The 15,668-nt window shown below is 64.3% G+C and carries 16 protein-coding genes; 11 read left to right on the top strand and 5 right to left on the bottom strand.

Going from position 1 to position 15,668, the window contains the following annotated elements:
- Positions 1-103: 103 nt before the first annotated feature.
- From ACR65N_RS19380 to ACR65N_RS19365, 4 genes are all read left to right on the top strand, one after another.
- Entirely contained in the window at positions 104-868 is a 765-nt protein-coding gene (locus ACR65N_RS19380; RefSeq protein WP_440458319.1) for a DeoR/GlpR family DNA-binding transcription regulator, read from the top strand.
- A gap of 36 nt (positions 869-904) precedes the next feature.
- Positions 905-2,110 (top strand): MFS transporter, encoded by a 1,206-nt coding sequence (locus ACR65N_RS19375; RefSeq protein WP_440458318.1) that lies wholly within the window; start codon positions 905-907, stop codon positions 2,108-2,110.
- Between the two features lie 79 nt (positions 2,111-2,189).
- Positions 2,190-3,434, top strand: a complete 1,245-nt coding sequence (gene ispG / locus ACR65N_RS19370) for a flavodoxin-dependent (E)-4-hydroxy-3-methylbut-2-enyl-diphosphate synthase (protein ID WP_440458317.1) — start codon at positions 2,190-2,192, stop codon at positions 3,432-3,434.
- A 96-nt stretch (positions 3,435-3,530) separates the two neighbouring features.
- The gene (locus ACR65N_RS19365) at positions 3,531-4,196 is read left to right on the top strand and encodes a YiaD family glycine zipper/OmpA-like lipoprotein (RefSeq protein WP_440458316.1); all 666 of its coding nucleotides are present in this window, start codon (positions 3,531-3,533) and stop codon (positions 4,194-4,196) included.
- 87 nt (positions 4,197-4,283) lie between these two features.
- On the opposite strand, the gene ACR65N_RS19360 is transcribed toward ACR65N_RS19365, so the two are convergent.
- Positions 4,284-4,937: a LysE family translocator gene (locus ACR65N_RS19360; RefSeq protein WP_440458315.1), complete on the bottom strand. Its 654-nt coding sequence runs from the start codon at positions 4,935-4,937 to the stop codon at positions 4,284-4,286.
- Between the two features lie 101 nt (positions 4,938-5,038).
- Positions 5,039-5,956 carry a polyprenyl synthetase family protein gene (locus ACR65N_RS19355; RefSeq protein WP_440458313.1) on the bottom strand — a complete coding sequence of 306 codons (918 nt, stop codon included), beginning with the start codon at positions 5,954-5,956 and terminating at the stop codon, positions 5,039-5,041.
- Between the two features lie 88 nt (positions 5,957-6,044).
- Between ACR65N_RS19355 and mtgA the strand changes: the two genes are divergently transcribed.
- From mtgA to rpmF, 3 genes are all read left to right on the top strand, one after another.
- Positions 6,045-6,836, top strand: a complete 792-nt coding sequence (gene mtgA, locus ACR65N_RS19350) for a monofunctional biosynthetic peptidoglycan transglycosylase (RefSeq protein WP_440458312.1) — start codon at positions 6,045-6,047, stop codon at positions 6,834-6,836.
- Between the two features lie 76 nt (positions 6,837-6,912).
- Entirely contained in the window at positions 6,913-7,560 is a 648-nt protein-coding gene (locus tag ACR65N_RS19345) for a glutathione S-transferase family protein (RefSeq protein ID WP_440458311.1), read from the top strand.
- Positions 7,561-7,876: 316 nt separating this feature from the next.
- Positions 7,877-8,062 carry a 50S ribosomal protein L32 gene (gene rpmF, locus ACR65N_RS19340; RefSeq protein WP_025425225.1) on the top strand — a complete coding sequence of 62 codons (186 nt, stop codon included), beginning with the start codon at positions 7,877-7,879 and terminating at the stop codon, positions 8,060-8,062.
- Positions 8,063-8,245: 183 nt separating this feature from the next.
- On the opposite strand, the gene phaR is transcribed toward rpmF, so the two are convergent.
- On the bottom strand, positions 8,246-8,830 hold the full coding sequence (gene phaR, locus ACR65N_RS19335) for a polyhydroxyalkanoate synthesis repressor PhaR (RefSeq protein WP_430307671.1): 585 nt from the start codon (positions 8,828-8,830) through the stop codon (positions 8,246-8,248).
- A gap of 235 nt (positions 8,831-9,065) precedes the next feature.
- Here phaR and ACR65N_RS19330 point away from each other — a divergent pair, with 235 nt between their 5' ends.
- A complete protein-coding gene (locus tag ACR65N_RS19330; protein ID WP_430307670.1) occupies positions 9,066-10,247 on the top strand; it encodes an acetyl-CoA C-acetyltransferase in 1,182 nt (393 codons plus the stop codon).
- A 73-nt stretch (positions 10,248-10,320) separates the two neighbouring features.
- Positions 10,321-11,046 carry a beta-ketoacyl-ACP reductase gene (locus ACR65N_RS19325; RefSeq protein WP_440458310.1) on the top strand — a complete coding sequence of 242 codons (726 nt, stop codon included), beginning with the start codon at positions 10,321-10,323 and terminating at the stop codon, positions 11,044-11,046.
- Between the two features lie 97 nt (positions 11,047-11,143).
- Here the strand turns inward: ACR65N_RS19325 and ACR65N_RS19320 are convergent, their stop codons facing one another.
- Together ACR65N_RS19320 and ACR65N_RS19315 are read right to left on the bottom strand one after the other, a co-directional pair.
- Positions 11,144-11,398, bottom strand: a complete 255-nt coding sequence (locus ACR65N_RS19320; protein ID WP_430307668.1) for a YMGG-like glycine zipper-containing protein — start codon at positions 11,396-11,398, stop codon at positions 11,144-11,146.
- A 41-nt stretch (positions 11,399-11,439) separates the two neighbouring features.
- Positions 11,440-11,595, bottom strand: a complete 156-nt coding sequence (locus tag ACR65N_RS19315) for a DUF3309 family protein (protein WP_430307667.1) — start codon at positions 11,593-11,595, stop codon at positions 11,440-11,442.
- Positions 11,596-11,995: 400 nt separating this feature from the next.
- On the opposite strand from ACR65N_RS19315, the gene ACR65N_RS19310 reads away from it, so the two are divergent.
- Together ACR65N_RS19310 and ACR65N_RS19305 are read left to right on the top strand one after the other, a co-directional pair.
- Positions 11,996-15,202 carry a helicase-related protein gene (locus ACR65N_RS19310; protein ID WP_440458309.1) on the top strand — a complete coding sequence of 1,069 codons (3,207 nt, stop codon included), beginning with the start codon at positions 11,996-11,998 and terminating at the stop codon, positions 15,200-15,202.
- Positions 15,203-15,206: 4 nt separating this feature from the next.
- A complete protein-coding gene (locus ACR65N_RS19305) occupies positions 15,207-15,620 on the top strand; it encodes an RNA-binding S4 domain-containing protein (RefSeq protein WP_440458308.1) in 414 nt (137 codons plus the stop codon).
- The last annotated feature ends 48 nt before the right edge of the window (positions 15,621-15,668 follow it).

Below are 15,668 nucleotides of genomic sequence, written 5' to 3'. Positions count from 1 at the left end.
TCCATACGGGCAGTTTCAGAACTCTCGGCACGGACGCAGGTTGCATGCGTGTTTGTTCCGGTTTATGCATGCTTATGCCGATTCTAAAGCTACGGGATGATTGATGACTGAACTGATGTTCGCCGAACGAAAAGAGCGGATCCGCGCCCTGCTTCGCCAGAACGGCCGGGTGGTCGCCGCAGCGCTGGCCAGCGAGTTCAATGTTTCCGAGGATACGATCCGCCGGGATCTGCGCGAACTGGCGGCGGCCGGCCTTTGCGAGCGCGTCTATGGCGGCGCGCTGCCGGTCTCCAAGGGTAGCAGCAGTCTCAGCCAGCGGATGGCGGTTGCGGTCGATCGCAAGCGGAACCTGGCGGGCAAGGCGGTCGGCTTCATCACGCCCCGCTCGGTCGTCTATCTCGATGCCGGCAGCACCAATCTCGCCGTTGCCGAGGCGCTGGGCGAGGATCTGCCGGTGACGGTGATCACCAATGCGCCGGCGATCGCCACGGCGCTGGCCGACAAGCTTGGCGTTGAGACCATCCTGGTCGGCGGGACGATCGATCGCATGGTCGGTGGAACGGTGGGTGCCAACGCCATCGCGGCGATGGCGGCGTTGCGCCCGGACCTCTGCCTGATCGGCACATGCGCCATCGATGCCGAGGGCGGTCTGTCCGCCTTCGGATTCGAGGATGCCGCCTTCAAGCGGTTCGTCCTGTCGCGCAGCCGGCGGACGATGGTGCTCGCCACGGCCGACAAATTCGAGGCTTCCGCACCCTATGCGTTCGCGGATGCCGGGCAATATCAACTGCTGGTGACGGAGCGCGGCGCCGATGCCGGGCGGCTCGGCACCATCAAGGACAAGGGCTGCGAGATCGTGCTCGCCTGAGCGGCGGCGCGCGGATGCAGGCAGGAGGAAGCGACAATGGACCATTCCATCCAGAACGAACGTCAAACCGGCCGCAGCCCGGCAGTGACCCGCGAGCGCGCAGCCGTGGCGCTGATGTTCCTGATGAACGGCTTTCTGGTCGGCGCCTGGGCGCCGAAGATCCCGGAATTTGCCAGCCGGCTGTCGCTCAGCGAAAGCGGGCTGGGCTTGATGATCCTCACCTTCGGCCTCGGCTCGATCATCATGATGCCGGTGGCCGGCCTGCAGATCGCCCGCTTCGGCTCGACCTGGGTGACCCGCATCAGCGCCGTTCTCGCCTTGCCGACGCTGCTTATCCTCAGCCTGGTCGGCAGTGTCTGGACCGGAGCCATCGCCATCTTCCTGTTTGGCGGCCTGATCGGGGCGATGGACGTGGCGATGAACGCCAATGCCGTGGCGACGGAAACCCGCATGCGCCGCTCGATCATGTCGTCCTGCCATGCCTTCTGGAGCCTTGGCGGTCTGTTCGGTTCGGTGAGCGGCGGGTTCCTCATCGCCTGGCTCGGCGTCGTCGGCCATGGACTGCTGATCACCGTCCTTGCGGCACTTGTGGTGGCGATCGGCTGGCCGATGCTGCTCGCCGACAAGCCGCATCCTGAAGAGGTGAAGGAACGGGCGCGCCTGCCGCGCTCGGCACTGCCCTGGCTGATCGGCATGGTCGCGCTGTTCAGCATGATCCCGGAAGGCGCGATCCTCGATTGGGGCGCACTGTATATCCGCAACGAACTCGGCGCCTCGGTGCAGGCTTCGGGCCTGGCCTTCGGCGCCTTCTCGCTGACCATGGCGGTCATGCGGTTCGCCGGCGATCTGGTGCGCGATCGGTTCGGCGCGGTGCGGACGCTGAGGTTCTGCACGGTCGCCTCGATCGTCGGGCTGCTGACGGCGGGATTTGCGTCGACGCCGCTGATGGCGATTATCGGTTTCGCCATTGCAGGCATCGGCATCTCCAACATGGTGCCGATCGCCTTCTCCGCAGCGGGAAACCTGCCGGGCATGGCACAGGGCATCGGTCTCTCGGTGGTAACGACGATGGGCTATTCCGGAATTCTCGTCGCCCCTTCGGCGATCGGCTTCATCGCCGAGCATACGGGGCTTGCGGCGATCTTCATCGGACTGCCGGTGCTGCACCTGGTGGTTCTCGGGCTTTCGCATCTGGCGCGGCATGCCGACCGGCCGGCCGCCGTCGGACCCAGCGCGCCGTAATGTGATCTCAAGCGGGTGTTGACAAGCCCCTGCGGTTGATCCACCTGAGGGGCACCTTTCCGGGATAAGAGAGAGCCTGATGCCTGCCGATTATGATCCGAAACCCCGTCGCGCCTCCGTCGCCGTCGACGTCGGCGGTGTGATTGTCGGCGGCGGCGCACCGGTCGTCGTCCAGTCGATGACCAATACCGACACGGCCGACATCGATGGTACCGTCGCCCAGGTGGCGGCCCTCTTCAACGCCGGCTCGGAGATCGTCCGCATTACCGTCGATCGCGACGAAAGTGCCGCAGCCGTGCCGAAGATCCGCGAGCGGCTGCTGCGGCTCGGCATGGACGTGCCGCTGGTCGGTGATTTCCATTACATCGGCCACAAGCTGCTCGCCGATCATCCGGCCTGCGCCGAAGCGCTGGCGAAGTACCGCATCAACCCCGGCAATGTCGGCTTCAAGGACAAGAAGGACAAGCAGTTCGCCGACATTATCGAGATGGCGATCCGCTACGACAAGCCGGTGCGCATCGGCGTCAACTGGGGGTCGCTCGACCAGGACCTGCTGACGACGCTGATGGACCGCAATGCCGAGGCGGGCTCGCCGCTGTCGGCCCGCCAGGTCATGCATGAGGCGATCTGCCAGTCGGCCCTCCTGTCGGCAGAGCTTGCCGAGGAACTCGGCCTTGCGCGCAACCGCATCATCCTGTCCGCCAAGGTCAGCCAGGTGCAGGACCTCATCGCCGTCTACTCGATGCTGTCGGAACGCTCCAACCACGCGCTGCATCTTGGCCTGACGGAAGCCGGCATGGGCTCCAAGGGCATCGTCGCCTCGTCGGCAGCCATGGGCTACGTGCTGCAGCAGGGCATCGGCGATACGATCCGCGTCTCGTTGACGCCGGAGCCGAACGGCGACCGCACCCGGGAGGTGCAGGTGGCGCAGGAACTGCTCCAGGTCATGGGTTTCCGCCAGTTCATTCCAGTCGTTGCGGCATGTCCCGGCTGCGGTCGCACCACCTCAACGGTGTTCCAGGAACTGGCGCAGAACATCCAGAACGACATCCGCAAGAATATGCCGATCTGGCGCGAAAAGTATCCGGGCGTCGAGGCGCTCAACGTCGCGGTGATGGGCTGCATCGTCAATGGTCCTGGCGAAAGCAAGCATGCCGATATCGGCATCTCGCTGCCGGGAACGGGCGAGACGCCGGCCGCACCGGTGTTCATCGACGGGCAGAAGGCGCTGACGCTGCGCGGCCCGCATATCGCGTCGGATTTCGAGGCGCTCGTCGCCGACTACATCGAAAAGCGCTTCGGCCAGAAGACCGCGGCGGAATGAAGCAGCGGACGCTGCCGGACGATCGTCCGGCCGTCCTCGCTTATGCCGCAATTCATGGTAAATGAACGGTCGCCAAGACGACGGGGACCTGATTCCATGATCAAGAAATTCGCGATTGTCGCCATGTGTGCGACCTATCTCTCAGCCTGCACCACCACCGACCCGTATACGGGTCAGCAGAAGATGTCGAACACCACCGGCGGTGCCGCACTCGGTGCCGGTCTCGGCGCGCTTGCAGGCCTCGCCGTCGGTGGATCGCCGGTCGGCCGTCGCAATGCGGCGCTCATCGGTGCCGGCGTCGGCGCGCTCGCGGGCGGCGCCATCGGCAACTACATGGACCAGCAGGAGGCCGAACTGCGCGCCCAACTGCAGGGGACCGGAATCTCGGTCACCCGTGTCGGTGATCGCATCATCCTCAACATGCCGTCCAACATCACCTTCCCGACCGATCAGGACCAGGTGCTGCCGGGCTTCTACTCGACGCTCGATTCCGTCGCGCTGGTGCTGAACAAGTTCAACCGCACGCTCGTCGACGTCAACGGCCACACCGATTCGACCGGCAGCGCCGGCCACAACCAGGAGCTCTCGGAGCGCCGTGCCGCATCGGTTGCCAACTATCTCGGCGGACGCGGCGTCGATCAGCGTCGCATGTCGACGCTGGGCTTTGGCCCCTCGCAGCCGGTCGCATCAAACGCGACGCCGGACGGCCGCGCCCAGAACCGTCGCGTCGAGATCCAGATCGCGCCGATCACCCAGAACTGAGGCTTTTCGAGCTCTTCGGAAAGCTGGAAGGCGTCGCGCAAGCGGCGCCTTTTGCGTTTCTGGCAGATTGGATGCCTGAAGCTTCGATCAAAGGCTGCTGGTCAGCATCTTGATGCCGGCAGCGCCGAACATCAGCGCCATCACGCCGTCGATGCTGCGCCGGGCGTTGCGATAGAGACGGGCGGCGCGCTCCGTCGAAAACAGCAGGGCATAACCCATGAAGACGGTGAAGCCGGTGGCAAGGCAGCCGCCGACGATGATGGCGACGGCACTCGGCGAGGCGGCCGGCGGCAGACCGAGAGAGATGATCGCCACCCAGGCGAAGATCGCCTTAGGATTGGTGAGGTGGATGGCGTAGCCAGTGAGGAAGGTCCGGCGAAGGCCGATCTCCGGCTTCGCCGTCTCGCCGGGTGCGATCGATGCCGTCGTATCCCGTCTGGCCAGCGCTCCCCTGGCGGCCTTGTAGGCGAGGTAGAGAAGATAGAGCCCGCCGACGATCTTCAGCACCGTCAGCGCCTGGCCATAGCGGCTGAGCAGCGCCGAGAGGCCGAGTGCCGCCGCCATCGCCCAGGTGAACGAGCCGGCGAAGATGCCGAGCCCGATCACCACGCCGGCCTGCCTGCCGCGCGCCAGCGAGGTCGAGATAATGGCGACGATCGCCGGCCCCGGGCTGATGACGGCGACCAGGTAGAGCAGGTAGGCGGCGGCCACCTGGTGAAGGTTCTGCATCAGCTCGGTCATGGGGCGCTTCCGGCGTTGAACTGCCGCCAGCTATAGCGCATCGGCAATCGCCGATCACGCCACGAGTTTTGATGGGACCCGTTGTTGCGCTGATGGATCGATCAGTTGCTGCGGTCGGCCACGAAGCGGGCGGTGGCGATCAGCATGTCGGCACGGCTGCCATAGGGCGAGAGCACGCCAACTGCATCCTCGACCAAGGCGTCGAGCCGCTGCTCGGCCCAATCGAGGCCATGCCGGCCAACAAGCGTCGCCTTGCCACGATCGGCATCCTTGCCGGTCGCTTTACCCATGGTCTTGGCATCCGCCGTCACGTCCAGCACGTCGTCGGCAAGCTGGAAGGCAAGCCCGATGATCTCGCCGAACCGGCGCAGGCGCAGGCGGTCGTCGGCTTCAGCCCCGGCCAGGATGGCACCGGCCTCGCAGGCGAACCGAAGCAATGCGCCCGTCTTCATCGCCTGTAGCGTGACGATGCCGTCTTCGTCCGGCGCTGCCGTCTCGGCCGCCAGGTCGAGCGCCTGCCCGCCGGCCATGCCGCCAATGCCGGCCGCCCGCGACAGGGCCATGACCAGCGCCACCTTGCGGTCGTCCGGCAGCCGGGTTTCCGGCGCGGCGATGATGTCGAAGGCAAGCGTCAGCAGGCTGTCGCCGGCAAGGATCGCGGTTGCCTCGTCAAAGGCCTTGTGGACGGTCGGCTGGCCGCGACGCAGATCGTCGTCGTCCATGGCCGGCAGGTCGTCGTGGATCAGCGAATAGCTGTGCAGACATTCGAGCGCCGCACCAACGCGGGCGGCAGCCTCCGCATCGCCGGAAAACAGCGCGGCCGCTTCCTGGACGAGGAAGGGCCGCAGGCGCTTGCCGCCATTCAGCGTGCCATGACGCATCGCGGCCAGCAGGTTTGCCGGCCGGACGATTTCTCCCGACAGTGGCGTGTCCGCCAGCAGAGCCGCCAGCAGCTCTTCCGTCTGGGCGGCGCGCGCGCGAAGGTGAGCGTCAAAGGCGGCGGGGTCGATGGTCGTCATGCGCGGTTCATTGGCACGACGGGACGGGGCTGGCAACGGGTTTTGCTGAAAAGCGGGGGGAGGCGCCGCCGCAGGCTGGCTTTCGCCTGTGGCTGCGTCTATATCCGGCAGGGATCTACGAAAACGAGTGGGAATGTTGGACGTTACACCCGAGCGGCAATCCGAAGAGGAGGAGCCCTTGCCGGCAACGCGCCGTGGCCTTCCCCTATCCGGATGGTTGAGGCGGGCAGCCGTCGTCATCCTCGCGCTGCTGCTGTTGCCCTACGGGCTGGTGCTCGTCTACGCGCTCCCCTTCATTCACCCGGTTTCGACGCTGATGGTCAGCGAGCTCGCGACGCTGAACGGCTACGACCGGCGATGGGTGCCCTTCGACACCATCTCGCCGGTCCTCGTGCAGTCGGTGATGATGTCCGAGGACGGTCAGTTCTGCGCCCATGACGGTGTCGACTGGGTGCAGATGCGCGGCGTCATGCAGGATGCCATCGACGGCGAGCCGACGCGCGGCGCCAGCACAATCCCCATGCAGACGGTCAAGAACCTGTTTTTGTGGAACGGCCGCTCCTTCCTGCGCAAGGGCATGGAAGTGCCGCTCGCCATGTGGGCGGACCTCGTCTGGTCGAAGCGGCGGGTCATGGAAATCTACCTCAATGTCGCCGAATGGGGTCCTGGCATCTACGGCATCGAAGCGGCGGCCCATCATCACTTCCGGGTGCCGGCAGAAAAGCTCAGCCGTCGTCAGGCGGCGCTTCTGGCCGTATCACTGCCCAATCCGATCACCCGTGTCGCCGGCAAGCCGGGCCGCGGCCTGCAGCGTCTCGCCTCGGTCGTCGAGCGGCGCGCGCGGGGCTCGGGCGAATACATCAGATGTCTTTATGAGTGACAGCAGCAAATCTCGTTAGTGGATTCGCCGACGTCCGCCTAGATTGGCATCGCGGGCACCTTTGCGGGAGAACATCATGGACGGTCTGGTCCTCTACATCGCCAACAAGAACTATTCGTCATGGTCGTTCCGGCCGTGGATTGCCATGAAGGCGGCAGGTATCCCCTTCGACGAAGTGCTGATCCCCTTCGACGACAATGCCAGCAATCCGCGCTTCCGGGAGTTCTCGCCAACCGGCAAGGTGCCGGTGCTGCAGCATGGCAGTCTGCATGTCTGGGAATCGCTCGCCATCATCGAGTATGTGGCAGAGCTCTACCCAGAAGCGGGCATCTGGCCGCTCGACCCGGCAGACCGCGCCATGGCTCGGTCGATCTCGATGGAAATGCTGTCGGGCTTCCGGGCCCTGCGCGGCGCCTGCCCGATGAACATGCGACGGCAGAAGGGCAAGATCGAGCTTGCCGATGGCGTGCTGGCCGACGTGGCGCGGATCACCGAGATCTGGAAGACCATGCGCATGCGCTCCGGGGGGCCGTTCCTGTTCGGCGCCTTCTCGGCCGCCGACGCCATGTTCGCGCCGGTGGTCAACCGTCTGGACGTCTACGATTTCGATCTCGACGCCGAAACCATTGACTATATCCAGGCGGTGCAGGCGCATCCGGCATGGGTGGCCTGGCGGGATGCGGCACTTGCCGAGACATGGGTGGTTCCCGCCGACGAGGCTTGATCCTCGGGCCGGAAGCGGCTGAAGTGCCTGGGGTACCCTGGGTACGGGTATCCGCCTCCGGGCTTCTGTGTGTCCGACCACATGAGCCGTTGCGCGAGATCCTGCCGCTGCCGGAAAGGCATTACCGGGGGGCATGCAGAGGCCGTCTGAGTTGCCGAGCGTTTCCGACCGGCGATCGCGCAAAAAATCCCGGCAGGGACTGGTCAATCGCCGCCACGCCATGTATAAGCCCGGCAAATTCCGAGATCGAGAGATGTGAAGCTCGGCCCATCACGGCCGCCGAACATCTCCTGCCTGACAATTTGGAGTAACGAAAATGGCTGTACCGAAGAGAAAAACGAGCCCGTCGAAGCGCGGTATGCGCCGCTCCGCTGACGCGCTCAAGACGCCGACCTACATCGAAGACAAGAACTCCGGTGAACTGCGTCGTCCGCACCACATCGACCTGAAGACCGGCATGTACCGCGGCCGTCAGGTTCTGACGCCGAAGGAAAGCGCATAATCCTCATTCGGGGATTTGCGAGCGGAAAGGCCGGCATCGCCCGGCCTTTTTTGTTGTCCGGATTTTCTTTGAGGCACCCGCTTTAGCGTCCCGACGCTTGGCCTGCGCCATTGATGGCCGAGATGCCGCGCGGCCGGGGTCGTGCAGCCTGCGGCCGCTCCAACCCAGGCCCTCGCGCCTTATCTAGGTTCCGAGGCTGTCGAGCCGGGTCTGCAGCGTCCGCAGCTGCTCCTTGAGCTCGTCTAGATCGCGGGCATCCGGTGCCTTCTTCGACGTCTCGGCCGTCCCATTACCGTTGAACGGCGTGAACATCTGCATCGCCTGGCGGAACAGTTCGGTGTTGCGACGGACCTGCTCCTCCATCAATTGCATCGGCGCCTGCAGGTTCTTGGTCAGCGGCGTCTCGCCGAAGGCACGGGTCATCTGCTCGCGCATCTGCGCCTGCTGGTCGGCGAATGTCTTCATCGAATGCTCGAGGAAGGTCGGCACGACCATCTGCATCTGATCGCCGTAATAGGAAATCAGCTGCCGCAGGAACGAGATGGGCAGCAGCGTGTTGCCGGTCTTCGATTCCTGCTCGAATATGATCTGCGTGAGGACCGAGTGGGTGATGTCGTCACCGCTCTTGGCGTCCTGTACCTTGAACTCCTGGCCCTTCTTGACCATCTGCGCCAGGTCTTCCAGCGTCACATAGGTGCTGGTGCCCGTATTGTAGAGGCGGCGGTTGGCATATTTTTTAATGACAACCTCACCATCCGTCTTTGCCATAATTGCCTCCTGATCCCGCCAATATGGTATTTTCGGTATTTCTCCCACGGCAACCTTACGCTTAAAAATTAGAAACTGACAATCCATTTGTGCGATGCGAGACGGCCTTGCGGCCTGTCGATCGTGCGCTTGCGCAGGCATCCCGCCTGCACCCCTCCGTCAGACCCTTTGACTTGCGTCGAAAGCTTTGCCAGTCTCGCGTCCAAACAAAACAAAGCATCTTGAGGAGACAGCCATGAGCCAGCCATCCATCGTCATCGCCTCGGCGGCCCGCACGGCAGTCGGATCCTTCAACGGAGCCTTCGCCAATGTTGCAGCGCACGAACTGGGGGCTGTGGCCATCAAGGCGGCTCTGGAGCGTGCAGGTGTCGAGGCGGCGGATGTCGACGAGGTCATCCTCGGTCAGGTGCTGCCGGCAGGCGAGGGCCAGAACCCGGCCCGCCAGGCGGCGATGAAGGCCGGCGTGCCGCAGGAGACGACGGCCTGGGGCGTCAACCAGCTGTGCGGCTCCGGCCTGCGGGCTGTGGCACTCGGAATGCAGCAGATCGCGCTCGGCGATGCAAAGATCATCGTCGCCGGTGGTCAGGAATCGATGTCCATGGCCCCGCACTGCGCGCATCTGCGCGGCGGCACCAAGATGGGCGACATGAAGCTGATCGACACGATGATCAAGGACGGCCTGACCGACGCCTTCTACGGCTATCACATGGGCATCACCGCCGAAAACATCGCCCGCCAGTGGCAGCTCTCGCGCGACGAGCAGGACCAGTTTGCCGTCGCCTCGCAGAACAAGGCGGAAGCCGCGCAGAAGGCCGGCCGTTTTCAGGACGAGATCGTGCCGTTCGTCATCAAGGGCCGCAAGGGAGACGTAACCGTCGACGCCGACGAATATATCCGCGCCGGCGTGACGCTCGACAGCATGACGAAATTGCGCCCGGCCTTCGACAAGGATGGCACCGTGACGGCGGCCAACGCCTCCGGCATCAATGACGGTGCGGCGGCCACGGTGATGATGACCGAGGAAGAGGCCGTCCGTCGCGGGATTTCGCCGATGGCGCGCATCGTGTCCTGGGCGACTGCCGGCGTCGATCCGCAGATCATGGGCACCGGGCCAATCCCGGCTTCGCGCAAGGCGCTGGAAAAGGCCGGCTGGTCGGCCGCCGATCTCGATCTGGTGGAAGCCAACGAAGCCTTCGCCGCACAGGCCTGTGCCGTCAACAAGGACATGGGCTGGGATCCGTCGATCGTCAACGTCAACGGCGGGGCGATCGCCATCGGCCATCCGATCGGTGCATCGGGTGCGCGGGTGCTCAACACGCTGCTGTTCGAAATGAAGCGGCGCGGCGCCCGCAAGGGGCTGGCAACGCTCTGCATCGGCGGCGGCATGGGTGTCGCCATGTGCCTGGAAGCGCTGTAGCCGGACCGGCTGCCGGATCGAGACGACCGCGCGGCACGGGTCGCGCGTCGCAACCGCAAGGGGGAGATGCTGCATGACCAGAGTGGCGTTGATATCCGGTGGCACGCGCGGTATCGGAGCGGCAATCTCGAAGGCGCTGAAGGCGGCGGGCTACAGCGTCGCGGCCAATTATGCCGGCAACGAGCAGCGGGCACTCGCCTTCCAGGAGGAGACCGGCATCCCCGTCTTCAGGTGGGACGTGTCGTCCTACGAGGCCTGCGTCACGGGGATCGGCGAGGTCGAGGCGCAGATCGGTCCGGTAGAGATCCTCGTCAACAACGCCGGCATCGTCCGCGACACGATGTTCCACAAGATGACGCCAGATGATTGGAACGCGGTGATCGCCACCAATCTCAGCGGCCTCTTCAACATGACGCATCCGGTCTGGCCAGGCATGCGCGAGCGGGGCTTCGGACGCATCGTCAACATTTCCTCGATCAACGGACAGAAGGGCCAGATGGGGCAGGTCAATTATTCGGCGGCCAAGGCAGGAGATCTCGGCTTTACCCGGTCGCTGGCGCTCGAAGGGGCGGCGAAGAACATCACCGTCAATGCCGTCTGCCCCGGCTATACGGCAACAGAAATGGTGCTGGCGGTACCCGAGAAGGTAATGAACGAGCGGATCCTGCCGCAGATCCCGGTCGGCAGGCTTGGAAGACCGGAAGAGATCGCACGCTGCGTCGTATTCCTGGTTTCCGACGACGCCGGTTTCATCACCGGCTCGACGATCAGCGCCAATGGCGGCCAGTATTTTACCTGATCCACTAGGCGTCCTCGTGCGCGGATCTCCAGGCAGAAGACAAAAAGAGACCGGCATGCGGGGGCACACCGGTCTCTTTTCTAGACAGCGTTATCGCTTAGCGGCAACGAGCTTCGTAGTTGCGGCCGTAGCGATCGCGGTAGACGCAATAGCCCTGACGCTTCTGCGACTCGCCGACAGCGGCGCCAACCAGGCCGCCGGCAACGGCGCCTACTGCTGCACCACCCCAGCTGTTGGTCACGGCACCGCCGACGACGGCACCCGTGCCGGCACCGATGGCCGTGCCTCTTTCGGTCGAGGTGCACGATGCGAGCATGCCAACCATGGCTGCAACGGCGAGGATCTTTTTCATGTGAGGCTTTCCTTCCCTGTTATAATCGAGTTTTGCAAACTTTAGATTCTGCCCATCAGGAGCAGAATGATCAGTATGAGGACGACGAGACCGAGACCGCCCGACGGGCCATAACCCCAGCTGCGGCTATGACCCCAGTTCGGCAGGGCGCCGATCAAGAGCAGAATGACAATGATCAGCAAAATGGTCCCGAGCATTCGAACTTCTCCAACACGTTGGTTTGTGCGGCGAAAACGTGACCACTGCGATTTTGTTCCAAGCCGATGTCCGATTTATGTGACGCCACAAAATCACTGTAGATGGCACAACGAAACTGCCTGCCCCAGTGAGGCCTAGTCGGCTTGCTTCCGGTTCCTGCATAGTAGCCGCGCGGAACAAAGGGTGACTCAGGAGAGTCAGCGATTCGTCCGTGCTTTGTTCGCCCGCTGTTCCGAACGTGCACGCATCGAGAAAACTGGCAGGATTTCCGTTGCCGCCGTCACTCCTGAGCCCTTGCGGCTTGCCATCGCCGGTTCGAAACGCCATGTGTGAGGTGTCAGCCGCATCGTCGCGGCGGCTTCAGACGATGTGCGGACAGAGCTTTTGAATTCCCAGCCCATGATCTTGAGTGGCCGCGGCGTTACCGCGGTTCTCGGCCCGACCAATACCGGCAAGACCCATTATGCCATCGAGCGCATGGTTGCTCACGGATCCGGCGTGATCGGCCTGCCGCTGCGTCTCCTGGCGCGCGAGGTCTATGGCCGGCTGGTCGAGAAGGTCGGGCACCACAACGTCGCGCTGATCACCGGCGAAGAAAAGATCACCCCGCATCTGGCACGGTTTTCGGTCTGTACCGTCGAGGCCATGCCGCGCGAGACGAAGGCGGCGTTCGTCGCCATCGACGAGGTTCAGCTCGCTGGCGATCTTGAGCGGGGGCACATCTTCACCGACCGGATCCTGCATCTGCGCGGACGGGAAGAGACCCTGCTTCTCGGCGCCGGCACCATGCGGCCGATCCTTGAGCGTCTGCTGCCCGGCATCACCGTCGTCGAGCGCCCCCGCCTGTCCACCCTCTTCTATGCGGGGCAGAAAAAGATCACCCGCCTGCCGCAGCGCACCGCCATCGTCGCCTTTTCGGCCGACGAGGTCTATGCGATCGCCGAACTGATCCGCCGTCAGCGCGGCGGGGCGGCGGTGGTCCTCGGTGCGCTGTCGCCTCGCACTCGAAATGCCCAGGTCGGTCTCTACCAGGCCGGCGACGTCGAGTATCTGGTGGCGACCGATGCAATCGGCATGGGCCTCAACCTCGATGTCGATCACGTCGCCTTTGCCCAGGATCGAAAGTTCGACGGATACCAGTTCCGCAATCTCAATGCCGGCGAAATGGGCCAGATTGCTGGCCGCGCCGGCCGCCACCTGCGGGATGGCACGTTCGGGGTGACTGGCCAGGTAGCGCCGTTCGACGAAGACCTGGTGGAGCGCATCCAGAGCCACCACTTTGACCAGGTGAAGGTCTTGCAGTGGCGCTCCAAGGCGCTCAACTTTTCCTCCATCCGCGACCTGCGTGCCAGCCTCGATGCGACGCCGACCGTCCACGGCCTGACCCGCGCCTTGCCGGCGACGGACAGCCAGGCGCTCGACTATCTGTCGCGCTATCCCGAGATCATCGATGCCGCGACGACGCCCGAGAATGTCGAGAAGCTGTGGGAAGCCTGCGCGCTTCCCGATTACCGGCGCATCACGCCGGCACAGCATGCCGACCTGATTTCGACGATATTTTCCGATCTTGTGCGGCTAGGCGCGGTGAACGAAGACTTCATGGCGACGCAGGTGCAGCGGGCCGATCGGACCGACGGCGAGATCGATACGCTGTCCGCCCGCATCGCCCAGATCAGAACATGGACTTATGTCTCCAACCGTCCGGGTTGGTTGGCGCATCCGACACACTGGCAAGAAAAGACACGGGAAATCGAAGACAGGTTGTCGGACGCGCTACATGAAAGGTTGACGAAACGCTTTGTTGATCGCAGGACATCTGTGCTCATGAAGCGCCTGAGAGAGAATGCGATGCTGGAAGCTGAAATCAGTGTGAATGGGGATGTCTTCGTCGAGGGACACCACGTCGGTCAACTAGCCGGTTTCCGGTTTACGCCTGTTTCCGGTGCCGAAGGGCCGGATGCCAAGGCTGTGCAGACGGCTGCCCAGAAGGCCCTGTCGCTGGAGTTCGAGGCTCGCGCTGCGCGGCTCTATGCTTGCGGCAATAGCGACATCGCCGTCGGCTCGGACGGTTTCGTCCGCTGGCTCGGTGATCCGGTGGCAAAGCTCGCGGCCGGCGATCACATCATGCATCCGCGTCTCATCCTGCTCGCCGACGAGCAGTTGACCGGCAATGCCCGCGATCACGTGGCTGCTCGCCTCGAGCGCTTCGTCAATCATCACATCGCCACGGTCCTGAAGCCGCTCGACGATCTGTCGCGTGCCGAAGACCTGCAGGGGCTTGCCAAGGGGCTCGCGTTCCAGCTCGTCGAAAATCTCGGTGTCCTCTTCCGGCGCGACGTTGCCGACGACGTCAAGACGCTTGATCAGGATGCGCGCGCCTCGATGCGCCGCTACGGCATCCGCTTCGGCGCCTACCATATCTTCATGCCGGCGCTGCTGAAGCCGGCCCCGGCCGAACTGATCACGCTGCTCTGGGCGCTGAAGAACGACGGTCTCGACAAGCCGGGCTATGGCGATCTCATCCCGGCGCTGGCAGCCGGCCGGACCTCGGTGGTCACCGATCCGACCTTCGAGCGCAACTTCTACAAGCTCGCCGGCTTCCGCTTCCTCGGCAAGCGTGCCGTGCGCGTCGATATCCTCGAACGTCTCGCCGATCTCATCCGGCCGCTCCTGCAGTGGAAGCCGGGCAACGGCCAGCGTCCGGAAGGCGCCTATGATGGGCGACGCTTCACCACGACGACCGCCATGCTCTCCATTCTCGGCGCGACGCCGGACGACATGGAGGAAATTCTCAAAGGTCTCGGCTACCGCGCCGATGCGGTAAAGCCGGAAGAGGCGCAGGCCTTCCTCGCCGGCCAGTCGGCAAGCGCCGCAAGCGCTGCCCCCGCGGCAGAAGCCTCGGCAGAAACGGCGCCGGCCTCCGAAGCTGACGATGCTGACAGTGCGGATGTTGCGACCGACGAGGCTCAGGCGCCGGAAGCGGTCGCCGAAACCGCCGCGGAAGATGCTGCCTCCGAACCGCAGGTCGAAGCCGTCGCTGGCGCGGAGCCTGAAGCTCCAGCCGAAGCGCCGGCCGCTGATCAAGCCGCCGCAGCTGCAGCAGACGTCGAGGCCGTTCCTGCGGCCGAGACGACCGATGCCGAACCGGCACCGGCGTCCGAGCCTGTCGCCGAAGAAGAACCCAAGCCGGTTCTGCTGTGGCGTCCGGGTGGCGGACGTAGCGAAAACCAGCGCGGTGGTCGTCCGCAGGGAGAACGCCGGGCGGCTGCCAACCGCGCACCGGGCGAAGGTCGACGCGATGATCGTCGCGGCGGCGGAGAGCGTACCGAACACGCAGCACGTGGTGCCGAGGGTGGCCAGCGTGAAGGCGGTCAGCGGGATGGTGGCAATCGCAACGGCGGCAAGCCGCGCGGCGACCGCCGGCCCGACGGCAAGGGCGATCGTCCGCCACGCGGCGACCGTAACGACAGGAACGATCGCAACGATCGGCAGAAGACTGCGCAGCCGGCTCGCTTCGAGGCTCGTCCGCCGCGCAAGGAAAAGCCGATCGATCCGGATTCACCGTTCGCCAAGCTGGCTGCTCTCAAGGAGCAAATGAAGAAGTAGGCTGATGACGGAACAAGTGCCGCCCGGAGTTGCGCGTCAGCGCCTCGACAAATGGCTGTTCTTTGCCCGCATGGTCAAATCCCGATCGCTTGCCCAGGCGTTCATTCACTCGAACAATGTGCGGGTGAATGGCGTCCTCGTGTCGCAGCCCAGCTTTCAGCTGAAGGCGGGCGATCGGATCAACCTTTCCCTGGACAGGCGAGACCTCGTGCTGCAGGTCAAGGCTGCCGGTGAGAGGCGGGGCCCGTACGAGGAAGCCCGGTTGCTCTACGACGATCTGACGCCGCCGGCAGAGGAAGCAAAAAAGCTCACTGCTTTCGAGCAGGCGCTGCGCCAGCCCGGTGCGGGTCGGCCGACAAAGCGGGAACGGCGGCTGACGGATCGGCTGCTTCCAGATCCCGGTGATGAGGGTCACTAGGAAAACCATCTAGCAGGCCGCCGGATTTAGAAAGGTTTGTCCTTGCGA

Source organism: Rhizobium sp. SAFR-030, assembly GCF_059415005.1.
The sequence above is the reverse complement of the archived record's forward strand: the minus strand, read 5'-3'. Positions and strand labels throughout refer to the sequence as shown.